Source organism: Streptomyces sp. NRRL S-378, from assembly GCF_000720645.1.
Lineage (GTDB): Bacteria > Actinomycetota > Actinomycetes > Streptomycetales > Streptomycetaceae > Streptomyces.
This window is the reverse complement of record NZ_JOBX01000029.1, coordinates 35,417-59,959: the sequence shown is the minus strand read 5'-3', so window position 1 is coordinate 59,959 and position 24,543 is coordinate 35,417. Positions and strand designations below refer to the sequence as shown.

The following is a 24,543-nucleotide window of genomic DNA, read 5'->3' as shown; positions in this document are numbered from 1 at the left end:
CCGCACCACCGACCCGTCCGCGCCGGCCGTCCACCCCGGCGCGGACGGGCCCGCACACCATAAGGATCAACATGCGCGTAAACGGTTCACGTCTGGCGTGGGCTGCCACGCTGGTCGCCACCACAGTGGGAAGCGGCCTCCTCTCCGCAGCCCCCGCCACGGCCCTGAACGGGACCGCCGCTCCGGCCGGCGGTCATGCCTTCGCGGCCAAACTCACCATGGACGACCGGGCGGCCTGTTCGGGTGCTCTGGTCGACGCCCAGTGGGTGATCACCGCCGCGTCCTGCTTCCGCACCGGCTCCGCACCGGTACCGGCTGGCAAGCCCGCCGTGAAGACGACGGTGACCGTGGGCCGCACCGATCTCACCAAGCGCGCAGGCACCGTGGCCGAGGCCGTGGAACTGGTGCCTCACGCCGACCGCGACCTGGTGATGGTGAAGCTCGGCTGGCGGGTCGTCGGGGTGGAACCGGTCAAGGTCGCCTCGACCGCCCCGGCGCTCGGCGAAACGCTCACTTCGCTCGGGTTCGGACGGACGAAGACGGAATGGGTCCCGGACAAGGCCCACACGGGTGCTTTCACCGTAACCTCCACCGAAGGCGGCACGCTCGGGCTGGACGCATCCGGTGACGCGGTGGTCTGCAAGGGCGACACCGGTGGCCCGGCCCTCCGCCAGAAGGACGGCGTCCTGGAGCTGGCGGCCGTCAATTCCCGTTCCTGGCAGGGCGGATGCCTGGGCACGGATCCGGCGGAGACCCGCACCGGCGCGCTCGCCGTCCGTGTCGACGACGTGGCCGCCTGGGTGGACCAGGTCCGCAGGACCACCCCCGCGGTGCGGACGGCGTCCCTGGTGCCGAACGTCACCGAGGTGATGGCCTCGGGCGACTTCAACAACGACGGCCGTACCGATGTCGCGGCCGTCACCACTGACGGCAATCTCCACACCTTCGCCGGCCGCCCCGACGGCACCTTCGAGTACGGCCGCCCGCTGTGGCGGGCCGACGGCACCTGGGCTCCCGCCAAGAAGATCATCGGCGGTGACTTCAACGGCGACGGGTACACCGACATCGCCTCCGTCTGGAGTGACGGCGCGCTGCGCCTGTACGCGGGACGGCCCGACGGCAGCATGGCCGCCGGCAAGGTGATGTGGACGGGTGGGAACACCAACTGGAATGCCATGCTCCAACTCGAGCGGTACCGGGTGGCGGGCTCCGACCGCGACGGGCTCCTCGCAGTATGGGGCACGGGTGACGCCAAGGGTTCTCTGCATGCCTACACCACCGGTCCCGATGGCGTACTGACCGGCCAGCGACAGAAGATGTGGCCGGACAACACCTGGCTGAGCGTGCAGAAGATCACTACCGGTGACATCGACAGCGACGGCCGGGACGACGTCGTCGCCATCGCCTCCGACGGCACCCTGCGCCGCTACAGCGGCACCACCGCCGGCGGCCTCGGCACCGGCGTCTCCATGTGGCCCGACAAGACCTGGAACAACATGCCCGTCATGCTGGCCGGGGACTTCGACGGCGACGGCAGGACCGACCTCGGCGGGCTGTGGAACAACCAGCAGCGCTTCAACTTCTACAAGGGCACCGGTCAGGGCGCCATCGCGCTCGGCACCCACGCCTGGCCGTCCCCCTTCCCCCTTCCCGCGGGCGGTCAGATCCGCAACGCGAACAGCGGCAAGTGCCTGGAGATCGTCAACTCCAGCAAGGACAACAGTGCCATCGCCCAGCAGTGGACCTGCGGCGCGCAGCCCGGCGCGAAGTGGGAGTTCCGCCCCACGGCCACCGCGGGTGTCTACCAGATCGTGAACGTCAACAGCGGCAAGTGCCTGGAGATCGTCAACTCCAGCAAGGACAACGGTGCCCGTGCACAGCAGTACACCTGCCGGGACATCCCCACCATGCTCTGGACGATCAAGCAGGCCGGCAGCACCGTCAGCCTGAACATCAGCAACGTCAACAGCGGCAAGACCCTGGAGATCAGCAACTCCAGCAAGGACAACGGCGCACCCGCACAGCAGTGGGGGCACGCTGCCGACCCGTCCTTCGCGACGCAGAGCTGGCACCTGTGACCGGCCCGGCCGCCAGGCCGTGAACCACCCGCGTACGCTGGGCCGACTTCGACGGGGACCGCAAGCCCGACTGCATCACCATCGCCGACAACGGCGCCGTGTCCATGTGGCTGAACCAGGGCGGCGGGCCGACCTCGGCAAGGTCGTCCCCGGCACCTGACCACGCCAACCGTCCGCCCGTCGTCCGCTCCACCCTCGGGGGGCCGGACGACGGGCTCCCTCGACTTCGAAATGCTTTCAGCCATCAATGCCGCGCACATGTCCGATTCGGATCAGTGCGAACACCTCCTGAAGGAACGCCGCTTCTCATTACCCGGGAAGGGCGTTCTCCCGGCAGCAACTTCCGCCTTGATTCGGACCCCCCTGACGCTTCGGGATCCGGAGTGAATGCCTCCAGCAGACCGGGCGTCGGCGTGAGGGACGCGGCGCCGTTAGGATCACTGGGTTCTCACATCAGAAACGCACCGGTGTCGCGACACCGCAGGATTATCAGAGGTGTCATGTCCGACAGGTTTGCCCTTGCCGGGGAACGCGCCCCGGTGATCGCCGAGGCGCCGCAGGCAGCTCCCGACAGGGCGCGGCTCCGGGAGGTGTTGCGGCGAGGCGGCAGATCCGGGCGGTCGGCGGCCGGGAGCGGTGCCGGGCGTGCGCAGCGCATCGTGGTGCTGGACGGCCTGCGACTGCTGGCCGCGCTGTCGGTGGTCCTGTTCCACTACCTGGCCGGCTACGGGACGATCCCCTGGCAGCGGACGGCGGGTGAGCTCTTCCCCGCACTGCACCGCATAGCCCAGTTCGGCTGGCTGGGTGTGGCCTTCTTCTTCATGATCAGCGGATTCGTCATCTGCATGTCCGGCTGGGGCAAGTCGCTCCAGCACTTCTGGCAGGGCCGGATCCTGCGGCTCTTCCCGCTCTACTGGGCCGCGGTCATGCTCTCCTCGGCAGCCGCCCGGTTCGGCCCGCAGGTCCCGGGCGAGCCGAAGGTCACCTTCGGCCAGATGCTCACCAACCTCACGATGCTGAACGAACCCCTCGGCGTCCACCACGTCGACAACGTCTACTGGACGCTCTGGATCGAGCTCCGCTTCTACTTGATCTTCTCCCTGGTCGTCCTGCTGGGCAGCGGCTACCGACGGGTCGCGACGTTCTGCTGGCTCTGGGCACTGGGCTCGGTGATGGCCCCCGCTTCGGGCATTCCGCTGCTGGAACAGCTCCTCCTGCCCCGCTGGGCGCCCTTCTTCATCGCCGGCGTCGCCTTCTACCTCGTCCGCCGGGCCGGCCGGATCGAAGGGGAGACCGCGGGAATCCTGGCGCTGTCGTGGCTGCTGATGCAGCACCGCCTGCCGGAGATCATGGCGGGCGAGGGACACGGCATCGACTGGAAGGTCTGCCTGACCACGATCACCGTCATGTACCTGGTGATGGGCCTGATCGCGCTCGGGAAGCTGGACCGCGTCCAATGGCGCTGGCTGCCGGTCGCCGGCGCGATCTCCTACCCGCTCTACCTCCTGCACCAGTCGCTGGGCGTGCGGGTGATCTGGCGCTGGAACGAGCAGTGGGGCGCCTGGCCGACCCTCCTGGGCGTGATCGCGGCCATGCTGCTGCTGTCCTGGCTCCTGCACCGCATCGTCGAGCGGCCGCTCACCCGGCTGCTGCGCCGCGTGATGGCCCGGCAGGACGAGCCGTCGCAGAAGGCCACCGCGTAGCGGAACACGGCGGAGGCCACCCCCGGCACACTGTGGGGGTGGCCTCCGGTCGGATGTGTCAGAACTTCCAGACCTGGTCGACGTACCGGGAGTCGCAGTCCACCTGCTTGACCTCGGCGTAGTTACCGGCCGTCTGCCACGGCACCCAGAGGCACCGCTTGCTGGCGACGTTGCGGATCTGGTTGCCTCCGCCGGCCACCGGCTCGATCTTCCAGACCTGGTCCCCGTAGTGGGAGAGGCAGTCGTACTGCTGGGCCGCGGCCTCGTTGCCGGACGCCTGCCACGGCACCCACAGGCAGCGGTCGCTGACGGCGTTGCGGATCTGGAAACCGCCGCCGGGGACGGGCTCGATCTTCCAGCGCTGGTCGGCGTACTGCGGAGCGCAGTCGTACTGCTTGACCTGGGCGTAGTTACCGGTCGTCTGCCACGGCACCCACAGGCACCGGTCGCTGTTGATGTTCCTGATGGAGACGGTGGCCGTGGCGAGGCGGGCCTGCTGCACCCAGTCGGCGAGGTCGTCGACGCGCGCGGAGACGGCCCCGGTGCGGGTCTCGGTGGCCGCGGTGCCGAGGCAGCCGCCCTGCCAGGACCGGGAGTTCACCCCGACCAGCTTGCCCGCCCCGTTCAGCAGCGGGCCGCCGGTGTCGCCCTTGCAGAGGGCGTCGGCGCCCTTGCCGGTGATGGTGAGGGTGGTGGCATCGACCGAGTTCACGCTGAACGTGCCGGTGTGCGGTGCGCCCGGTACCCATTCGGTCTTGGTACGGCCGAACCCGGCGGCCGTCAGATCTGCGTCGGGGGCCGGGGCCGCGGCGGCGAGCTCGACGGGCTTGGCGTCGGCGACCGGAGTGGCCAGACGCACGAGGACGACGTCACGGTCGGTGCGCGGGGTCACCTCGGTGATGTCGACGGGTCTGCCGTCGCCGAGGGTGGCCGTGGCCTTGAGGGCCGGCTTGCCGGCGGCGACCGGGGTGCCCGGGGTGGCGGCGAAACAGCTGGCGGCGGTCATGATCCAGAACTGGTCGACCAGCGTGCCCGTGCAGCTGCGGGCGTCGGCCTCACCGCCGAGCTGGAGCCGCACCGCGTAGGGGTGCGCCCCGGCGGTGGCGGCCGGCCCGGTGACCGCCGTGGCCGCAGTGGCGGGGAGCAGCGCGAGGGCCGTCGCCGCGGAGGCGGCCAGGAGGCCGCCGATCCGCGCCGGGCGTAAACGTCGTGCGAACATGCCTTTTCCTTAGGGACGAGAGTGCCGGATTCGGCTGGCGCTGAGGGATTCCTGGAATGTGCCCGAAGGCGCCGGCCCTTCTGGAATCAACCGAACGGCAATCCCTCGGTGGCCCCAGCCCGTCGGGATATGCCGTCCGCTTGATCGCTCAGCACTGCCGATATGCCGAATGGAAGCAGCTGCACCAAGATCGCGCCAAGCGAAATTAACCGGCATAGTGCGCATTACCACCGCGTTGCTGGTGAGTTGTGTCACCAGCTGAGAGGGTTGTGTCGATTTTCCGCAAACCCGACGCTGTCATTCGGCCATACGGCCCCCGCGGTCGGCGGGTCGCGTCAGTCGGCGCGGCGTCTGCCCCGTTGGCGGCGCGCGTACGGCAGGAGTCGCGGCGAGCGTTTGGCGGCCACGTCCTCGACCCAGCCGAAGGTCAGCACCAGCAGCCCGACCAGCGGGATCGCCACCAGCAGCGTGAACCATTGGCTGGACAGCAGCCACTGGAAGTGCGCGTAGACGAAGGGGACGCTCCAGAGCGGATCGATCAGCGGGATGGCGGCCACCAGGGCGACCTGGTGCCACAGGTAGAAGCTGACGGCGCGCGCGTTGAGCAGGCTGATCAGGCCGTTCCAGCGTTCCAGCGGCCTGGGCCACCGGTCCCAGGACGGGCTGACGTGGAGCAGGATGGCGACGAAGCCGAAGGACCACAGGGCCTGGGCGATCGGCCAGGACTCGATGTCGGTCGCCACGGTCGGGTCGACCGGGCGGGTCTGCAGGTACCAGAAGCCGGCCACCATGATCAGTGGCGCGACGGACGGCAGCACGTACTGCGGGATCTTCTTGAGCAACCCCTCCTGGTGGGCCATGCCGAGGATCCAGCACGCGCCGAAGGTGGCGAAGTCGTTGGCGGACTCCCAGACCCGGCCGTAGACGAACTCCTGGTCGGCGAAGAACGCGTTCATGACGATCACCATCGCCAGGGGCGCGGACAGCGTCACCACCGGGAAGCGCCGCAGTGCCCGCAGCAGCAGCGGCGAGAACAGGACGTACCAGAGGTAGGCCCGGAGGTACCAGAGCGGGACGATGATCTGCGCCGCCCAGGTGGGTTCCACGAGCCCGAAGCCGGACAGCTCGTCCGCGTACGGCGGGGTGCTCAGCGGCAGGAGCCAGAAGGCCAGCTTCGACCACCACCAGGTGGGGTGGCCGTCGGACTGCGGGCCCCAGCCGGCGACGATCTGGAGGGCGATCATGGCAGCGCCGAACAGCCACATCGGCGGCAGGAGCCGGCGCAGTCGGCCGCGGATCACGCCGAGGGCGGGTCGGCTGAGCGAACGCGCCATCAGCGAGCCGGCCAGGGCGAACATCACGCCCATCGACGGGAAGACGAGGGGCAGCCAGAACCAGCCGAAGTTGTGGTAGAGCACCACGCGGGCCAGCGCCAGCGCGCGCAGCAGGTCGAGGTAGCGGTCCCGGCCGCCCTTGCTCCGGGAGGACGGCGCAGCCTCGGGCTCATGCTCCGACCCCAGCTCCGGTCCCGGCTCCGGCTCCCGCTCCGGCCGGGCCCGCAGTGCGGCGGGAACCCTCAACTGCATGGTGTCCCGGGTGTCACGCGTGTCCCGGGCATAGGGGGTGTTCCGGTTGCCCCGGGCGCGCCCGAGGTCGAGGGGTGCGGTCACGGTCAGGCCTCCACCGGAACAGCGACCTCGCCGGTGCGCCGGAGCTTCTGCCAGCGCAGTCGGCCACCGGTCAGCGCCGTGATCGCGGACTGCAGCAGGACGATGTACATGAGCTGGCGGTAGACCAGTTGCTGGATCGGCAGGCTGATCAGGTGCCAGGGCTTCTCGCGGTCGAGCCGGAAGGCGTACCAGGACAGCGCGGCCTGGAGCAGGATGAAGCCGCCCCAGCTGGTGAGGGTGATCGGGGCGTCACCGAACAGCACGCCGTACAGCAGGAACATGTCGACCAGCGGCGCGAGCAGCGGGGCGACCACTCCGAACAGCACGATCAGCGGCAGCCCGAGCCGCCCGAAGCGCCCTGCCGGGCCCCGGGAGGTCACGGCGCGGCGGTGCTTCCACATCGCCTGCATGCTGCCGTAGCTCCAGCGGTACCGCTGGGACCAGAGCTGCTGGAGGCTGGCGGGAGCCTCGGTCCAGGCGCGGGCGTACTCGGCGTAGACGATCCGCCAGCCGTCGCAGAGCACCGCGATGGTGATGTCGGTGTCCTCGGCGAGCGTGTCGTCGCTCATCCCGCCGACCCGCCGCAGGGCCTCCTTGCGGAAGGCGCCGACCGCGCCGGGGATGGTCGGGATGACGCCGAGCATGTCGTACATCCGGCGGTCCAGGTTGTGACCGAGGACGTACTCGATGTGCTGCCAGGCGCCGATCAGGCTCTCGCGGTTGCCGACCTTGGCGTTGCCCGCGACGGCGCCGATGGACGGGTCCCCGAAGGGCTGGACCAGCTCGCGCACGGTGGACGGCTCGAAGACGGTGTCGCCGTCCATCATCACGATGATGTCGTGCGAGGCGGCCGCGATTCCGGTGTTGAGCGCGCTGGACTTGCCGCCGTTGACCTGGCGGATCAACCGCACGAACGGCAGGTTCATCTCCTCGACGATGTCCGCGGTGCCGTCCGTGGAGCCGTCGTCGATGACGATCACCTCGATCGGATGGTCGCTCGCGGCCAGGGAGTGCAGGGTGTTGGCTATGCACTCGCGTTCGTTGTAGGCGGGGACCAGTACGGTGACCCGTTCGGTGACGGGCGCTCCCCAGGCGTCCCGCCGTTTGGAGCGGCGGGCGTGGATCGGTGCGAGGACGAGCATCAGCGCGAAGCGGCCGAAGTTGAGGAAGCCCACCAGGGCCAGGAGCCCGACCAGCACCGGCAGGGTGTGCACCGCGGCCTGGGTGGCCCAGATGAATCCCTTGCCCGCCCACAGCTGGAATCCGTCCACCGGGACGGTCGCGCTGGAGGCGCCGAGTGCGTCGGAGATGGTGGTGAAGCGGTAGCCCTGGGCCTGCAGCTTGTCGATGATCTGGACGAGCGCGGCAAGGGTCTGGGTACGGTCGCCGCCCGCGTCGTGCAGCAGGATCAGCGCGCCCGCGCCGGGCTTGGCCGGCATCGCCGCCTTGACGATCGCGTCCACGCCGGGGCGCTTCCAGTCGTCGGTGTCGCGGTCGATGAACGCGGTGAGGTAGCCGCGCGCGCCCACGTACTTGATCACCGGGTAGTTCCAGTCGTCCATCGCCGTGGCGTCGGAGGAGTACGGCGGACGGAACAGCGCGGAGTGGACGCCCGCGACGCCGGCCAGCGCGAGCTGTGTCTGCGCCAGCTCCCAGCTGATCCGCGCGTGGGACTGGTACACCAGGTCGGGGTGGGTGAAGGTGTGCACGCCGAGCTCGTGGCCGCCCGCGACGATCTGGCGGATCAGGTCCGGGTTGCGGGTGGTCATCGCACCGGTGACGAAGAAGTCGGCCCGGACGTTGCGGGCGGCGAGCACCTCGAGGATCTTCGGCGTCCACTCGGGGGAGGGACCGTCGTCGAAACTCAGCACCGCGGTCCGGTCGGGGATGTGGTAGCTGACGGGGTTTTCGTTCTTGGCGCCACGCGCGTCAATGACCGGGCCGCCCTTGAGCAGGTGGTTCGGCACGGTCGTCTTGTCGACCGAGATCGCGATCCGGGAGTCGTGGAACGCCTCGTTCGTGGCGAGGCCGCGCAGGACGAGGAGGGCGAGCAGGCAGGCCAGCAGGGAGAGCGGCATGAAGAAGCGCAGCGGTGGCGCGGCCAGTCGGCGCGGCCTCAGCAGGGACTGCCGGCGGCGCTGGTGGCGGGACAATGACGCTCCTGGAGATGGTGGTGCGGGTGATCGGGGCTGGGCTGCGCGGCCGGGCTACGGCGGCGCGGGTGTCACGGCTGTTTGGCCGGCTGGCCCGACGGCTTCACCCCGCGCGGCGCGGTGGCGCCGGGCTTCGAGGTCGCCCCGGTCTTCGACGTGGTGGCAGCGGTCTTCGGGGTGGTGGCCGCGTTCTTCGACGTGGCGGCCGGGTTCTTCGGCTGGGGTGTCGCGGACCGTGCGACCGTCCGGGGTGCGGACGAGGCGGACGACGGGGCGGGCGACAGCGACGGCGCGGGGGTGTGCGACGGGACGGGCGTCCTGGAGGGCTGCGCGGGTATGCCCATCGCCGGGGCGTCCGCCTGCACACCGATCAGGCTGCTGGCCATCGCGACCGCCAGGATCGCGCCGACGACGGAAACCGGCCAGCCGAAGCCGCGCAGCAGCCGGCCGCGCAGACCCGACTGGTCGACGAACACGGGTGCGGGAGCAGGAGCCTCGAAGCCCGACTCGAACATGTCGAACCCGCTCGGGTACACAGATCCACGCTGGCTGGATTTGGCTGTAGGGCGCACCTTGCGAGGCCTTTCATTGCAGGGTACGTAGACCGGGACCGCTGGACCGCAGGGCGAACGCTAGTGCACCGGCCTCCAGAGACTTGACCCCGATGTTCATGTTTGACCCGATCTACTCCTGGGTCGTAATCGGATCGAAACGCCAATGGGTGGTACCGGCCGGTAGACCGACGTCCACGGTCGCCGAGTGCAGGCGGGAGCGCGTTTCAGCCAAAACGTTTCGCCGGAACCGTAGCTTCCGAAGGGCGCGAGGGGCCGCCACTACGGTCGCTCCGACCCCCGCCCGGAGCCTTAGGATGACGCCCTCATCGGATCAGCTGCTGATCCCCACGCAAGAGGGCGTGTCCGGATACCGCCTCTACGCCCCCAAGGAGCCCGTGTGAGCCAGCCTCGCCGCACCTCTCGTCGCCGCGCGTGGGCCGCGCTCGCCCTGCCCGCCCTCCTGTGCGTCCTCGCAGCGTGTTCCGGCGGCGGCCCCGCCGACGATGCCGCCGCCCCCGCGGGCAGTGCCTCGCCGACCCCGTCCGGACCGCCGGGAACCCTGTTCGACGACTTCCAGTACGACGGCGCCGACGACCCCGCGCTCGCCGCCCACGGCTGGGAGATCCGTACGGGCGGGGGCGGCCCAGGCATCAAGGACAGCTGGTCCGCCGCCGGCGCCGCCTTCCCCGCCGACCCGACCGCCCAGGGAGGCAGGGTCCTGCAGCTGCGGTCCTCCACCGACGGCACCAAGCCGGGGACCAAGCAGGTCGAGATCCAGGGCACCGGCAAGAACCTCTTCACGGGCACGTACGCCGCCCGGGTCCACTTCAGCGACAAGCCCACGAGCGGCCGCAACGGCGATCACGTCGTGCAGACCTTCTTCCCGATCTCGCCCTCCGACGCCTCGGACAAGTACAGCGAACTCGACTTCGAGTACCTGCCGAACGGCGGCTGGGGTTCGACGGGGCCGCGGCTCGACAACGTCAGCTGGTACAAGGCCGACCCGCCGGACCGGGTCAACAACACCCTCAAGCAGCGCCTCGGGGGCTGGCACACCCTGATGATCACGGCCATGGACGGCAAGGTCACGTACTCCCTGGACGGCAAGGAGGTGTTCAGCAGCTCCGGCAAGTACGTCCCGCGCGAGAAGATGGACATCCACTTCAGCAACTGGTTCATCGACCTCCCCTTCGCCGGCGGTGCGCGCACCTGGGAGATGAAGGTCAACTGGGTCTACTACAAGGCCGACGAGGCCGTGTCCCCGGCGGACGTCCAGAAGGCGGTGGACGGCTTCTACAGCGCCGGCACCCACCACATCAACACCGTCCCCAAGGCCTGACGGCGGCCTCCGCCAGGGCGCCGAGCGGGCATCGCTGCCGAAAGGTGCTCCACAATTGACAGTTGGAGCCCGCCTGCGGCGAAGCCGGGTGATGATGACCGGACATGGCCGGAGCCCGTGCAAGGACGCGTCCGTGTCCGCAGCCCGGGCGGCAGGGCGGACGGTGGCTGCGGGCTGCCGTGTTCACCCTGCTCAGTTCGGTACTGGCCGTCGCGGGCCATCATCTGGCCGTTGTGCAGGCCGCCGCACACCACGGAACGTGGACGATGGCGGCGGCCCATGGCGTGGCCACCTGCGCGATGGCCCTGCTCATGCACCGGGCTGATCAGGTGCTCAGCCGGCTGCCGGCGACGGTGGGCCGGTGGATCCAGCGGGCCGTCGCAGCCGCCGCCGCGGGCTTCGGCGCCCTCCACCGGCCGCGGCCGTGGCCCCGGCCGCGGACCGCCCCCGTGCCGCGCGGCGTTCCGGCCGTCCGGCAGGCGGTCGCGACGACGCTCTGTCACTCGGTGGTGCGTCGGGGACCTCCGGCCGCGTACGCAGGAGACGGCCCCCGATCCCCTCGTACCGAGAGGTTGCTCTTCCTTATGACCGGAACACAGAGCCTTCCCCGTCCGCGCGGCCTGGGACTGGCCGCCCTCGGCGCCCTGGTGGTCCTCGGCGTGAGCGCCGGTCCGGCCGCCGCGCACGCCGGGGTCACCGCCTCCGACCCGCGCGCCCTCGCCGAGAACGTCACGCTCTCCTTCACGTCCGAGGCGGAGTCTGACTCCGCGGGGATCGCGGAGCTGCGGGTCGTGCTCCCGAAGGGCATCGCCCCGGACGCCGTGACGCTGAAGGACGCCCCCGAGGGGTGGAAGCTGACGGCCACGCCGGACGGCTACAGCATCGGTGGCGCGGCCCTGGCCATCGGTACCGATGCCGAGTACAGCATCACCGTGCGCCAGCTGCCCGACGAGAAGTCCCTGGCGTTCAAGACCCTGGAGACCTACGGCGACGGCAAGGTCTCCCGCTGGATCGAGGTTCCCACGGGCGGCGAGAAGGTCGACAACCCGGCGCCCGTACTCGAGCTGAAGGCGCCGGCCCCCGGGGCCGAACCGGTCGCCCCCAGCCCCTCACCGACGCCGACACCGACACCGGCGACGACGCCGAGCGCGGTCCCGTCCGAACAGCCGTCGGCGGCGGACCCGTCCGCTCTGGCCGCGGCCTCGAACGCGGAGGCCACGGACGCGGAGGAGACGGGCAGCGGCGGCACCGGAACGGTGCTCGGTGCGGTCGCGGCCGTCCTGGTGGCGGCGGCCGTCGGCGCCTTCTGGTGGCTGCGCCGCAGTCAGAGCCGGAACCAGGCCTGACCGCCCGACCGCCTGTCCTCAGCAGCGGGGCGGGGCGAGGCAGAGCGGGTGTGCGGGCGGCCCGCGCCGTGCACCCACCCCCCGCCGTACCCGCCGGAGGCCGGCCCCGGACGGCGGGTGCAAGGTACAGGGAGAACGCCCGAACCGGGTCTCCCGTGCCCGGGCTTTAGCCGAAGTTGCGCACCCGCCCCGGTGCTCCGTCCGGCAGCACTATCGTCCACATCCCGTCGTCAGTCCCCGCCCTGCCGGAGCCGAGTCCCGGGTGGCGATGGCCGCCCGCTCACGACCGCCACCCCGGAGACCGCCCGTCATGCACACAGGATCACCAGGATCACCGCCTCGCAGGAAGCCGACCGTCCTGGTACTGGTCGCCGCCGTACTGACCCTGCTGTTCGGCGGGGCCGCCCCCGCCCTCGCGCACACCGCGCTCAGCGGCTCCGATCCCGCCGACGGCAGCGTCCTGCAGACACCGCCCCGCCAGGTCACGCTCACCTTCACCGAGTCCATCAGCTTCCCCGACGAGGCGCTGAGGGTGCTGTCACCGGCGAACGAACGCGTCAACCCCCGCCCGGCGCAGCACGCCGACGGCAAGGCGAACACGGCCCGCGTGGACCTGTCCGGCGAACTGCCCGAGGGCACCTACACCGTGGCCTGGCGGGTCATCTCCGCCGACGGGCACCCGATCTCCGGCGCATTCACCTTCTCCCTCGGCCGGCCCTCGCAGACCGCCGCCACGGTGACCACCGACTCGCCGGACGACACGGCGGTCGGTCGCCTCTACGGCTTCTTCCGCTACCTCGCCTACAGCGGTCTCGCCCTCCTCGTGGGAGCGGCCGCGTTCATCCTCCTGTGCTGGCCGGCGGCGGTCGCGCTGCGCCCGGTACGGCGGCTGGTCGTCGCCGGGTGGGCGACCCTGGTCGTGGCCACCGTGGCCCTGCTCCTGCTCCGCGGCCCGTACGAGGCGGCGGGCTCGCTGGCATCGGCGTTCGACCTGGCCCGGCTGGCCCGGACCGCCACCGGGAAGCCCGGGATCGCGTTCCTCGTCCGGCTCGCCCTGCTGCTCGCGGCCGCCGCCGCGATGCGGTGGCACCCGGCCGTGCGACCCGTCCGCGAGGGCGACGGATCACAACCGCCGGACTTCGGCGTCCGGTTCCGTATGGCCGGGACGGCGCTCGCCCTGGGCCTGGCCCTCACCTGGGCCACCGCCGAACACGCCTCCGCCGGGCTGCAGGTGCCGCTGGCCATACCGGTCGCCGCGCTCCATCTGGTGGCCATGGGCGTCTGGTTGGGCGGTCTGATCACCCTGGTGATCGCCCTGCGGGACCGGGGGCCGGGCGGCCACGTGCTCCCCGCGCCCGCGGTGGCGCGCTTCGCGACGCTGGCCTTCCGCGCGGTCGCCGTGCTGGTCGGCACGGGGCTGTACCAGTCCTGGCGGCAGGTCGGTTCGTGGGAGGCGCTGACCGGTACCTCGTACGGCAGGACCCTCGTGGTGAAGGTCGCCGCCGTGGTCCTCGTGCTGTACGTGGCGTCGTACTCCCGCCGGGCGGCTGCCCGCCTCCTCCAGGAGCGCGAACCCGCCGGGGCGGCGCAGCGGACGCCCGAGCCCGAAGTGGTTTGCGTGGCGCAGTTGGTCGGCGGCTCCGGTCCCCGGGAGGTGACGGGCGGGAGCGGCGGCCCCGATGCCGCCGCGGAAGGCCGGGCCGACGGCATCGGCGGCATCGACCGCGACGGCGGCGACGGCGACGGCGGCATCGACCGCGACGGCGACAGTGCCGGGCCCTCGCCCGTGGAACAGCCCGAGCAGTACCGGCGCGGCCTGCGCCGCACCGTCGCGGCCGAGGCGGTACTCGGTGTGGTGGTCCTGGCGATCACGACCCTGCTCACGGGTACCCAGCCCAGCCGCGCCGCGGCCTCCGAGTCCGCCTCGGTCGCCGTCGGGCAGGAACCGCAGGCCAAGGTGGTCACCGTCCCGTTCGACATGGGAACCGCCAACCACCGCGGCCAGGTCCAGATCACCCTGGCGCCCGGCCGCGTCGGCGAGAACACGGTCGAGGCGGTGGTGTTCAGCGAGGACGGCGGCCTCGCGACCGTTCCCGAGCTCCGCCTCACGCTCACCCAGCGCGCGTCGGGCATCGGCCCCCTCGACGCCAAGCTGAAGAACCAGAAGGGGTATTGGGCCACCTACGACCTGCGACTGCCCATGGCCGGCGAGTGGAACCTCGACATCGTGGTGCGTACGACCGACATCGACCAGGTCACCGTGCACGGAACCGTCCGCATCACGTAGCCGCCCCGACGGCGCCGCCCCGGCCGCCCCGGCCGCCCCGGCCGCCCGGCCCATGGAAACCGTTGGCGGCACCGGCGGGGCGGGTGACAAGGTGCGGTGCATGACGCCGCAGTACCAGGTCCGCGCCGACTACGATGCCCGCACCATCGTGGTCTACCAGGCATATGCGGACGCGATCGCCGATGCCGCGCTGCGGGCGGGACGTTTCGTCCCGCCGTTCTCGTTCCGGCGGATGACGTGGATCAAGCCCTCGTTCCTGTGGCTGATGCATCGCAGCAACTGGGCCCACAAGCCGGGGCAGGAGCGTGTCCTCGCCGTGCGGATGACGCGAGAGGGCTGGGAAGAGGCTCTTTCCCGGTCCGTACGGACGACCGCGGACCCGACCGCGGTGGCACAGGCCGCCGTGCACCTCCAGTGGGATCCCGAGCGTTCGGTGCGCGGAGCGGCTCTGAACCACTACAGCATCCAGGTCGGCATCGGCCGCCACCTGATCCGCACCTTCGCCGAGGACTGGGTCGTCGGCATCACGGACCTCACCCCGCAGGTCCGCAAGGCCGCGGCGCTCGTACGCGGCGGACGCACCGCCCAGGCTCAGCGCCTCCTGCCCACGGAGCGCGTCTACCCGACACCGAGCGGCCTGGAAGCGCACCTCTCCCCGACGCGGCGGGCCGGGCGGGTGGGGTGAGTTCGTGCGCCGGCCGGTCCCGCGCACGACTCAGCCAAGGGCACGGTCGAGGTTGAAGGCGGCACTGATCAGCGAAAGGTGGGTGAACGCCTGCGGGAAGTTGCCGAGTTGCTCCCCGCTCCGGCCGATCTCCTCCGCGTAGAGGCCCACGTGATTGGCGTAGGTGAGCATCTTCTCGAAGGCCAGCCGGGCTTCGTCCAGGCGTCCGGCGCGGGTGAGCGCCTCGACGTACCAGAAGGAGCAGATCGAGAACGTGCCCTCGGAGCCGCGCAGACCGTCCGGGCTGGCCCCGGGATCGTAACGGTAGACCAGCGAGTCGGAGACCAGTTCGCTGGTCAGGGCGTCGAGCGTCGAGAGCCACTTGGGGTCGGTGGGCGCGATGAACTTGGCCATCGGCATCATCAGTACGGAAGCGTCGAGCACGTCGTCGCCCAGCCCCTGGACGAACGCCCCGCGCTCGGCCGACCAGCCTTCCCGCATGATCTGCCGGTAGATCGCGTCCCGGCTCCGCTGCCAGCGCGGCAGATCGCCCGGCAGGCCGCGCCGGTTGGCCATCCGGATGGCCCGTTCGATCGCCACCCAGCACATCAGTCGTGAGTAGACGAAGTCCTTCCGGCCTCCCCTGGTCTCCCAGACGCCCTCGTCGGGCTGGTCCCAGTTGTCGCAGAGCCAGTCCACCACGACGCCGACCTCGTCCCAGTGGTCGCTGCTGATGGGCCGCCCCCACTTGTCGTACAGGTAGACGGAGTCGATCAGCGCTCCGTAGATGTCCAGTTGGAGCTGTCCGGTGGCGGCGTTGCCGACCCGCACCGGAGCGGATCCCAGGTACCCCTCCAGGTGGGACAGCTCGGCCTCGGGCAGGTCGCTGCGCCCGTCGATGCCGTACATGATCTGCAGCGGGCCGGCGGGGCCGGCGCCCGGTGCGATGCACCGTTCGGACAGGAAGCCCATGAAAGCCTCGGCCTCCGCGGTGAAGCCGAGCCGGAGCATGGCGTAGACGCAGAAGGCTGCGTCGCGAACCCACACGTACCGGTAGTCCCAGTTGCGTTCACCGCCGATCCGCTCGGGAAGGCTCGTCGTCGGTGCGGCGACGATCGCACCGGTCGGCACGTAGGTCAGCAGCTTCAGCGTCAGGGCGGAACGGTTCACCATCTCCCGCCACCGGCCGCGGTAACGGGAGCGGCTCAGCCAGCTCGACCAGAAGCGGACGGTCGCCTCGAACTGCTCCTGCGCCTCGGCACGCGGGCAGGCTCGCGGGCGCACGCCGTCACCGATCTCGTCGAGGGCGAACACCACGGACTCGCCTTCGAGGAGTTTGAAGTGCGACCACACGTCCGTGCCGTCGGTTTCGAGCGGTGCGGTGGAGGTCAGTGCCAGTGAGATCGACGGGCACGTGAAGACGGCCTCGTGGGCCTGCGCGTGCACGGTGTGCGCTTCGGCGCCGTAGCCGAAGCGGGGAGCCACCCTCGCTCGGAACGGAAGGGTGCCGCGGACGCAGACCACCCGCCGGATCAGCCGGTGCCGGGCCGCTTCGCGCGACTCGTCCACGACCGGCATGAAGTCCTGGATCTCCGCGACCCCGTCGGCCGCGTAGAACCGGGTGATCAGCACGTTGGTGTCGGGGAAGTAGAACTGCCGCCTCCGCGCCGGCACCTCGGCGGCCAGCTCCCACGATCCACCCCGGTCGGCGTCGAGGATCGACGCGAACACGCTCGGGGCGTCGAAACGCGGACAGCAGTACCAGTCGATCGTGCCGTTCGTCCCCACGAGCGCGGCGGTCCGAAGATCACCGATCAGGCCGTGCTCGGAGATCGGCAGGTAGCGCGAGCCGTCCGCGTCGCCGCCGGATCCGTTCCCGAATGCCATACCGGCCTCCCTACCGCCCCTGCCGTCGGGCTGCGGGCAGGCGCGGGGATCGAGAAGACATCGCTCTCATGGTAGATCGCCCCCGGACGCCCTCGCAGCCGGCGCAGCCAGGCCGGCCGGGGCGTCAATGTACTCATGCGGGGCGGCGCCAGGCCGGCCGGGTCGTGCATGTGCTCCTGCGGGCGGCTCAGTGCCGGGACGAGGAGCGGCCCCTTCCGGGGCGGGTTCGAAGATGACACCCACATCGAGTCCCGCCGCATCTCCCACCCCAGCGACATGACGAACCTGGTGCTACTCTCACTAGCATCATGCTGCTGAGACTGGACACCACAGACAGCCGGCCCCTCCACGAACAGGTGGCGGGAGCCATCCGTCGCGCCATCGCCGAAGGAGAGTGCGCGCCGGGAGATCGGCTACCACCGGCCCGGGACCTCTCCCTGGCACTGGGCGTGAACGCCAACACCGTGCTCCGAGGTCTGCGGGCCCTGCGGGACGAAGGGGTACTGGAGTTCCGCCGGGGTCGCGGCGTCACCGTGGCCCAGGGCGCGGGACAACGGTCCGAGCTGCTCGAGCGGGCACGGGAGTTGGTGGCCGACGCGGCACGACTGGGCTACAGCAAGACCGATCTCATTGAAATGATCAGGGGGCTTTCGTGACTGACCGTATGAAGCGACCGGGCGGCGGCGCATGGGGGGCGGCCGTGTGGATCGCAGGCGTCCTCGCCCTGCTGGCCGCACTGCCCCTGGCCACGAGCGGCCGACTGCCCGAGCGGGTGGCCACGCACTGGGGCGGCGCGGCGCCGGACGGGTCGATGCCGGTGTGGGCGGCTTCCGCGTTCCCGGCCCTCATATGGGCCGCACTGGCGCTCGGCACCGTCCTCATGACGCGGCGCACGCACGCACCGACCCCGTCGTGGACCGGGGCGGCACTGGCGTTCACCGGCGTCTTCATGGCGGGTACCCAGGCGTCGATCGTCCGCGCGAACCTGGACCGCGCCGACTGGCGGGAGGCGGGTTCCGTGGGTCTGGGCATCACCCTTACCTTCGTGGCCGCGCTGGCCGCAGGCGCGCTCGGCTGGATCGCCGGGCGCCGTGGCGAACTCCCTGCCCCCGCCGCCGAACCCGACGCGGGCGCATCCCTGGAGATCCCTGCGGGGCAGCGTCTCGTCTGGCTCTCCCGCACCACCAACCCCTGGCTGCACCTCGTCGCGGCCGTCACCGGCGTCGCGGCGCTCGCCGCCGCCCTCGCCGCCGCCGGAGGCCTGCTCACCGGCATGCAGTGGGCGGTCGTCACCCCCTTCGCGCTCGCCTCGGTCCTGACCCTGGCCTTCTCCTCGGTACAGGCACGGGTGACACAGAAGGGCCTGGAGGTGGCGTTCGGCCCCCTTGGCTGGCCGGCGCGCCGCTGGGCGCCGCAGGACATCGAGTCCTCGCGCGCCGAGTCGCGGACTCCGGCCCAGGCCGGCGGCTGGGGGTACCGGCTGAGCGGTCTGGGCACCACCGTGATGCTCCGGGCCGGCGAGTGCCTGGTCGTCCACCCGCGCAAGGGAGCCGAGTTCGCCGTGAGCGTCGACGACGCCGAGCGAGGGGCGGCGCTCCTCAACACCCTTTCCGCCGGGCGGCCCCAATAGCACTTTCGGCGGAATGACCGCCGCCGCCACCGCGGCACCCCGGCCGCAGGGCACCAGTACGGGAGAATCGTTTTGATCATGGTCGCGGCCAGACAGTGGCAGCGCTCCCGCGTCGTGGCCGACTGGTTTTCCGCAGCTCGTCATCGACGCCGCCGGGCCGCCGTACTCACGCCGACGACGGAGGAGTTCCCTGGGTGAGGGTCCGGGCCGCGGCGAACTCCTCGTGCCAGGCCTCGTCGGCCACCTCCAGGTAGCCGTACGCGTCCTCACCGACCGGGACGCGCAGCGGAGTGGGGCCCTCGGCCTCGACGACGCCCAGGACCCGCGCGGCGAAGTCCTCTGGGCGACCGGTCTCCGGGTTGTCCGCCAGGCCCCGTGCCCCGTCGAGCATCTCGCGGTTGGTGACGTCGTAGGCCGGGATCCGCCGGTGCGCCTGCGTCATGGAGGTGCTGTACCGCGTGGCGAACATGCCCGGCTCGATCACCGTCACGCGGATGCCGTGCGGGGAGCCCTCGACGGCCAGGGCCTGGCTCATGCCCTCCAGAGCGTGCTTGCCGGCGACGTAGGCGGCCAGCCCCGGGAACGCCATGCGGCCGACCACGGAGGAGACGTTGACGACGTGCCCGTGGCCCTGGGCCCGCATCAGCGGCAGGACGAGCCGGGTGAGCCGCCACGGGCCCACCACCAGGGTCTCCAACTGGTCGCGCAGCTCGGCGTCCGAGACCTCCTCGACCGCGCCGAACAGCCCGGCACCGGCGTTGTTGACCAGGACGTCGATGCCGCCCAGACGGTCAGCGGCGCGCCGCACGGCCTCTTCGCAGGAGGCTGCGTCCCGCAGTTCGAGCGGGATCGGCACGATGCGGCCCAGCCGGGTGGCGGCGAGGTCCTCCAGGTCCGCGGTCTTGCGTGCGGTGACCGCCACCTCGTGCCCGGCCCGCGCCGCGGCCTCGGCCAGCGCGTGCCCGAGCCCGGAGGAGCATCCGGTGATCAGCCAGCGTCGTCGTCCCATCGTTCCCCCGTGACAGTTGAGCCGCTTTCGGACCGTGGTGGTGACGGCCATGGTCGGGGCGCGAGACGCCGCGGTCAGCACCTCCCGCAGGGGCGCGCGGAGGCGCGGGGGCGCACGGAAGGGCGCACACCCCTCGGTCTCGGGGTCAGGTGGCCGGTCGCGGTCGCCGCGGACAAGCGGTCAGGAGGGGACGCACCAGGACCCATCCCCCACCGCGGCGACAGGGAATCTGCGCGCAGCACGGCCGAAGCCGGGCATCCAGACGCTCGGGCCGCAGAGGCTCGGACCGCAGAGGACGTCTCCCCGTCACCTCCGCAGGTACCACGGGAGCTCGATCATCCGCGCGCCGACGACCGGGTGCTGAGGGGGCGTGGCGGCAGTCCGGCCTTCCGCTTGGCGGGCGTCCTCACTCCTGTCCGCGTTTCGGATGCGGAGGCCGATTTCGGCTTCGTCGGTCATCAGGGCGCCGACGGCCCGGACGTTGCCCGGGAGGGCAGCGGCGCTCATGAGCCGGGCCGCCGCGTCCGGCTCGGTCTCCGGCGGGATCACCAACAGGTCGCAGCGGCCGACGGCGTAGGAGAGCAGGATCATCTTGTCGGCATCCTGTTCCGTGAACCATCCCACGTGCACGGTGTGTCCTTGAACGGCGACCTTGTGCGGAACCAGGGGCCAGCAGGTGGGGTTGCCCGTGATGCGGGTGATGCGGCCGAAGCGGTGTTCCAGCGCTTCGGCCAGCGGCGGGAGTTCGGCTGCGAGATCACGCGACCTGGGCCACCAGGCGCCGTCCAACAGGCCCGCGAGGGCGGTTGCCGGCGTCAGGGCCAAGCGCGCAGGGATCAGGAAAGGGGTGGCAGTCATGATCGTGGACTCATTTCCGGACCGCCCTGCCGGGCGGGGCAATGGCTTGATCGCCGGAAACGACGTCCGCGTGGGTGCGGGTGCACGAGGTACTCCCGGTATCTCCAGCGTACTCCGCGGCGGGACATGACAGGGGTTTCAGGAGTACCGGCGGCCATCCCGCCCTCCGTCACCCGCGCCATTCGACCAGGACGAGGGTGGCGTCGTCCGATGTCACGTCGCCGCGTGCCCGTTTCAGCGTGTGGGAAAGGTCCCGTGCGACTGCGCGGACCGCTCGGTCCGTGCCCTCCAGTTGGTTCACCCATTGGATCAGCTGATCCTCGCCGAACTGATCCTGCCCGCTTTGGTGTTCTTCGATCAGCCCGTCGGTGAAGCAGAGGATGTGGTCCCCTGGTTCGAGCGTCACCTCGCTGACCTGCGGCTGCGCTCCTCCGAAACCGACGGGCAGGGTCGTGGGACTGTCCAGGCGGCGCACGACGCGGTGCCCGCGGACCAGCATGGGGGCGGGGTGCCCGGCATTGACCCACTGCAGACGGCCCGTGTCCGTATCGATGCGCATCATCTGGGCGGTGACGAAATGGTCGGGCGCGAACTGCTCCGCCACTGCCCGGTCCATGAAGAGGTAGATCTCGGAGAGCTCGATGCTGATCCGGCGGGCGTGCCGGTATGCGCCGATCGCCACAGTCGCCATGGTGGCCGCGTTCAGGCCGTGGCCCATGGCGTCGATCATGGCGAGGTGGAAGGTGTCACCGTTCAGTGCGTAGTCGAAGCTGTCGCCCGCCACGTCGTAGGCGGGCTCCAGGACTCCCGCGATGGCGACGCGCGGCGTCACCATGGAAAGGGGCGGCATCAGGGACCACTGGATCTCCGCTGCAACGCTCATCGGCCGGCCGCGACGGGTGCGGAAGAACAGGTCGGTATAGCCGCTCTTGGTCTCTATCACGTCGGCGACCAGACCTGCGATCCTGCGCAGGATCCGGCGGTCTTCGTCATCGAGCCGGTCCAGTGTGACGGCCAGGACGCCCGCCTGGTCGCCGCCGTCCCACAACGGCACGAAGACGCGCACCCCGTCGCCCAGCACCACCTCGACCGGTCGGGAGCCGAGAAAGCACCGACCCGCATCCGAGCGGTCGATGCACAGCGGTGCACCACCCGCCAGCCCCTCGCCCTCCAGCGGAACCAGCTTCTCCTGCCCGTAGTCCTGGAGAAGGAGCTGTACCTGCCGCCCTCCCAGGCGGGCCAGTGCGCCGGCGACTGCCGGACCGACCATATGGGGCGGCAGGTGTGGGGCGAGGTCCAGGAGCCCGCCCAACAGCTCCTCCCCGAAACTCTCGGAGCGATCCGGATCCCTACGCTGTGCCGCTGCCATCAGGTGCCTCCCACCGGGCGGGGCTCCGCAACCCTGGTCCGGCACCGCCGTGGCGCGAGGGCGGGCACCCACGGCCGTGGCGCGAGGGCAGGCACCCACGCCCCCACCCCGTGCCGGCACCGGTCAGGCACCTCCCGAGCCCTTTCCGGGGGTCTCACCCTCAAGAATGCGCCCCGTCGGCCCGGCAGGCCACACGGCCCCGACGCGCTTTCGCTTCCGGCGCCTCCCCCGCGGAACCCACGCCGTCAGCGGCGGACCGGGGATCGACACCCTCAACGGAAACGAGGGCAACGACACCCTCGACGGCGACGCCGGTAACGACATCGGGAAGTAGGTCGGAGCGGCAAGATCCTCCCCCGCCGTGAAGATGAGGGGCACGAACTGCCCGTCAAGCGGCTCGATTTCGAGGGCCGCGCGGCGGCCGGGCCGTCGTCCGTCCCGGAATCAGGGGTGGGGCCGTACCGCGTCACTCGTCGGCACCGGTGCGGTGCCGGCCGGGCGAGGTGTGGGACCTGTCGTCCTTTCGCGGCGCTCCCGCTCCCGGCGACCCGCCCACCGGTGAATACCCCTGGTCAGAAGCCCGCCACACGGGTGCCGACCACCGGGAACAACTCGTGCTCCGATCAGCGGTCTTGAGCCGACCACACGGTCCCGGCCGCGACGGCACCACCCGCCTGCGCCTCGCTGTGGACGCCTCCACCTCACCGTGGACACGGCGCCCCCGCCGGCACCGGCGCACACTCCGGCGAGATCTCACCTCCTCACCTCCGCGACATCCATTCTCCGTGGCCGCAGTCAGGTGGTCCCCGCCGCTCTGAGGGGGGCTCCGGCCGCGTGGAGGCTGGCAAGGGTCTGCCGGTAGGAGTCGACCAGACCGGTCTCCAGGTAGCTGACTCCGAGCTCCTGGCAGTACGCGCGGACGATGGTCTGGGCCCTCCGCAGGTGCGGGCTGGGCATGCTCGGGAAGAGGTGGTGCTCGATCTGGTAGTTGAGACCGCCCAGGAGGACGTCAGTGAACCGGCCTCCGCGCACGTCGCGGGAGGTGAGGACCTGGCGCCTCAGGAAGTCGGGCCGCTCGTCGCCCCGCAGGACCGGCATGCCTTTGTGGTTCGGGGCGAAGATCGAGCCGAGGTAGACACCGAAGAGGCACTGGTGGACCAGGAGGAACACCACCGCCTTGCCGGGCGGCAGCACCAGCAACAGCGCGCCGAGATAGGCGGCGATGTGCGCGGCGAGCAGCGCGCCCTCCCACATGCGGTGCTTCAGCGAGCGGTCGAACAGCGACCGCACGCCGGACACGTGCAGGTTGAACCCCTCCAGCGTGAGCAGCGGGAAGAAGAGGTACGCCTGCGAGCGGCCGAGCAGCCGCGGGAGTCCCCTGGCCACGCGGGCCTGGTCCTGCGTCCAGACGAGGATGTCCGGGTCGAGGTCGGGGTCGAGCTCCTCGTGGTTGGGGTTGGCGTGGTGACGGGTGTGCTTGTCCTGCCACCAGCCGTATCCCATGCCGATGCCGAAGTTGCCGGCGATGCGCCCGGACAGCTCGCTGGCCTTGCGCAGTCGGAACACCTGCCGGTGGGCCAGGTCGTGCGCGAGCAGGGCCACCTGCCCGAACACGACGGCGAGGAAGGCAGCCGCCGACAGCGTCCACCAGCTGTCGCCGATCAGGAAGAAGGCAGTCCACCCGGCGGCGTACAGGGCCGTCACGGCCGCGATGCGCAGTGCGTAGTACCCGGGGCGCCGGGCCATGAGACCCGCCTCTTGGATCTTCCGGGAGAGTCGGGCGAAGTCGCTCCCCGAATCCGCCCGTGCGGGAGGGGGACGTACCGTCTGGGAGGCATTCATGATCAGGATTCGCTTTCCGTAGTCATGCTCGGAGGAGCGGCCACGGAACCCGCGAACGCCCTGTTCCGGGGCACCTCCGGCTCGCCGGTGACGCTCCCCGTCGTACTGCGCATACCCGGGATTCCGGCATCGACGTACTCACTGCCCGCGCCATCATTCCGGCCTCGGGCGACCCGCCTCCGGCCCGGGGCACCGACCGGCGGCTCAGGGGGGGGCACCACGTGCCGGAAGGTCAGGGGCGCAGCGCCGGAGTGACTGCCGCGTGCGCAGCTCCTCGGTACAGCGGCCCACCCGGCTGCAAGCGCGGACCTCATGGGGTGAGGCAGGGGCGCAGGGTGAAGAGACCGCGGGTGCCGGTGAGGTCGAGGATGCGCAGCGCCTGGCGCGGGACGCCGTACAAGTGCAGCACGCCGTACTCGGTACGTGCGCGGTTGCGCAGGGTGAGGAGCATGTCGAGGCCGCTGGAGTCCATGTAGGTCAAGGCCGACAGGTCGAGGGCGAGGGTCCGCCCCTGCAGGATCAGGTAGTCGGTGGCCCGGGTGACGTAGCGGCAGGTGGTCATGTCGAGTTCGCCTGCCACGGTCATGATCGTCACGTCGGGTTGTGCGCTGACGTCGAGGTCGAGCTTGAAGGGGGGCATGGCTGGTCCGCCGTTCGGGATCGAAGCCCATTACGGTCGGCTCCCGGCGTGCGCGGAGGAGGCCGTCAAGCGTGCAGCCGTCGGAAGGCCGCTCACAGCCGAGCGAGACCACCCGTACCGCCGGTCATCTTCAAGCGTGCGGGGTCTCCCACCAGACCAGGCTGGTTCGGCTTGAGCATGTCACGCCGGGCCCGGGAGCACCAGACCGCCTGGTCCGGGACCGGCGGGGCTCCCGGCCGCCTGCCGCGGCCGGGGACGTGAGGACGGGTCAGTCGGCGGCGGCAACATCTGCGCG

General features: G+C 71.0%; 19 protein-coding genes. 9 read left to right on the top strand and 10 right to left on the bottom strand.

Features of this window, described 5'->3' with window-relative positions; genetic code table 11:
* The first annotated feature begins 71 nt into the window (after positions 1-71).
* The gene (locus tag IH80_RS39555; RefSeq protein WP_078906665.1) at positions 72-2,078 is read left to right on the top strand and encodes an RICIN domain-containing protein; all 2,007 of its coding nucleotides are present in this window, start codon (positions 72-74) and stop codon (positions 2,076-2,078) included.
* Positions 2,079-2,578: 500 nt separating this feature from the next.
* Positions 2,579-3,781, top strand: coding sequence for an acyltransferase family protein (locus IH80_RS0121070; protein ID WP_158943540.1), 1,203 nt, complete (start codon positions 2,579-2,581; stop codon positions 3,779-3,781).
* A 58-nt stretch (positions 3,782-3,839) separates the two neighbouring features.
* On the opposite strand, the gene IH80_RS40940 is transcribed toward IH80_RS0121070, so the two are convergent.
* The 4 genes from IH80_RS40940 to IH80_RS0121050 form a co-directional block, all read right to left on the bottom strand.
* Positions 3,840-5,000: a trypsin-like serine protease gene (locus tag IH80_RS40940; protein WP_051809671.1), complete on the bottom strand. Its 1,161-nt coding sequence runs from the start codon at positions 4,998-5,000 to the stop codon at positions 3,840-3,842.
* Between the two features lie 335 nt (positions 5,001-5,335).
* Positions 5,336-6,670, bottom strand: a complete 1,335-nt coding sequence (locus IH80_RS0121060; RefSeq protein WP_234432326.1) for an acyltransferase family protein — start codon at positions 6,668-6,670, stop codon at positions 5,336-5,338.
* Positions 6,671-6,672: 2 nt separating this feature from the next.
* Positions 6,673-8,760 carry a glycosyltransferase gene (locus tag IH80_RS0121055; RefSeq protein ID WP_078906667.1) on the bottom strand — a complete coding sequence of 696 codons (2,088 nt, stop codon included), beginning with the start codon at positions 8,758-8,760 and terminating at the stop codon, positions 6,673-6,675.
* Positions 8,761-8,894: 134 nt separating this feature from the next.
* Positions 8,895-9,359, bottom strand: coding sequence for a hypothetical protein (locus IH80_RS0121050; RefSeq protein ID WP_030962457.1), 465 nt, complete (start codon positions 9,357-9,359; stop codon positions 8,895-8,897).
* A gap of 415 nt (positions 9,360-9,774) precedes the next feature.
* Between IH80_RS0121050 and IH80_RS0121040 the strand changes: the two genes are divergently transcribed.
* From IH80_RS0121040 to IH80_RS0121025, 4 genes are all read left to right on the top strand, one after another.
* Entirely contained in the window at positions 9,775-10,716 is a 942-nt protein-coding gene (locus IH80_RS0121040) for a glycoside hydrolase family 16 protein (protein WP_051809667.1), read from the top strand.
* A 584-nt stretch (positions 10,717-11,300) separates the two neighbouring features.
* Positions 11,301-12,062 (top strand): DUF1775 domain-containing protein, encoded by a 762-nt coding sequence (locus IH80_RS0121035; protein WP_037880676.1) that lies wholly within the window; start codon positions 11,301-11,303, stop codon positions 12,060-12,062.
* Between the two features lie 310 nt (positions 12,063-12,372).
* Positions 12,373-14,349, top strand: a complete 1,977-nt coding sequence (locus tag IH80_RS0121030; RefSeq protein ID WP_063757319.1) for a copper resistance CopC/CopD family protein — start codon at positions 12,373-12,375, stop codon at positions 14,347-14,349.
* 100 nt (positions 14,350-14,449) lie between these two features.
* Positions 14,450-15,034, top strand: a complete 585-nt coding sequence (locus IH80_RS0121025; RefSeq protein WP_030962449.1) for a DUF4291 domain-containing protein — start codon at positions 14,450-14,452, stop codon at positions 15,032-15,034.
* A 30-nt stretch (positions 15,035-15,064) separates the two neighbouring features.
* On the opposite strand, the gene IH80_RS0121020 is transcribed toward IH80_RS0121025, so the two are convergent.
* The gene (locus IH80_RS0121020; protein WP_030962447.1) at positions 15,065-16,900 is read right to left on the bottom strand and encodes a glycoside hydrolase family 15 protein; all 1,836 of its coding nucleotides are present in this window, start codon (positions 16,898-16,900) and stop codon (positions 15,065-15,067) included.
* 308 nt (positions 16,901-17,208) lie between these two features.
* Here IH80_RS0121020 and IH80_RS0121015 point away from each other — a divergent pair, with 308 nt between their 5' ends.
* Positions 17,209-17,556: a GntR family transcriptional regulator gene (locus IH80_RS0121015; RefSeq protein WP_030962445.1), complete on the top strand. Its 348-nt coding sequence runs from the start codon at positions 17,209-17,211 to the stop codon at positions 17,554-17,556.
* Complete coding sequence (locus IH80_RS0121010; RefSeq protein ID WP_234432325.1) at positions 17,553-18,530, top strand: DUF1648 domain-containing protein; 978 nt, start codon at positions 17,553-17,555, stop codon at positions 18,528-18,530. Before IH80_RS0121015 ends, IH80_RS0121010 begins: the two co-directional genes overlap by 4 nt.
* Before the next feature lie 166 nt (positions 18,531-18,696).
* On the opposite strand, the gene IH80_RS0121005 is transcribed toward IH80_RS0121010, so the two are convergent.
* The 3 genes from IH80_RS0121005 to IH80_RS0120995 form a co-directional block, all read right to left on the bottom strand.
* Positions 18,697-19,539 carry an SDR family oxidoreductase gene (locus tag IH80_RS0121005; RefSeq protein ID WP_030962443.1) on the bottom strand — a complete coding sequence of 281 codons (843 nt, stop codon included), beginning with the start codon at positions 19,537-19,539 and terminating at the stop codon, positions 18,697-18,699.
* Between the two features lie 306 nt (positions 19,540-19,845).
* Positions 19,846-20,397 (bottom strand): DUF5994 family protein, encoded by a 552-nt coding sequence (locus IH80_RS0121000; protein ID WP_037880649.1) that lies wholly within the window; start codon positions 20,395-20,397, stop codon positions 19,846-19,848.
* 169 nt (positions 20,398-20,566) lie between these two features.
* Entirely contained in the window at positions 20,567-21,766 is a 1,200-nt protein-coding gene (locus IH80_RS0120995; RefSeq protein WP_030962439.1) for a PP2C family protein-serine/threonine phosphatase, read from the bottom strand.
* 166 nt (positions 21,767-21,932) lie between these two features.
* Here IH80_RS0120995 and IH80_RS47400 point away from each other — a divergent pair, with 166 nt between their 5' ends.
* Positions 21,933-22,100 (top strand): hypothetical protein, encoded by a 168-nt coding sequence (locus IH80_RS47400; protein ID WP_158943538.1) that lies wholly within the window; start codon positions 21,933-21,935, stop codon positions 22,098-22,100.
* A gap of 461 nt (positions 22,101-22,561) precedes the next feature.
* Here IH80_RS47400 and IH80_RS0120985 read toward each other — a convergent pair whose 3' ends face one another.
* Together IH80_RS0120985 and IH80_RS40935 are read right to left on the bottom strand one after the other, a co-directional pair.
* Positions 22,562-23,608, bottom strand: coding sequence for a fatty acid desaturase family protein (locus IH80_RS0120985; protein WP_030962438.1), 1,047 nt, complete (start codon positions 23,606-23,608; stop codon positions 22,562-22,564).
* Between the two features lie 310 nt (positions 23,609-23,918).
* Positions 23,919-24,248 carry an STAS domain-containing protein gene (locus tag IH80_RS40935; RefSeq protein WP_051809665.1) on the bottom strand — a complete coding sequence of 110 codons (330 nt, stop codon included), beginning with the start codon at positions 24,246-24,248 and terminating at the stop codon, positions 23,919-23,921.
* Positions 24,249-24,543 lie beyond the last annotated feature (295 nt).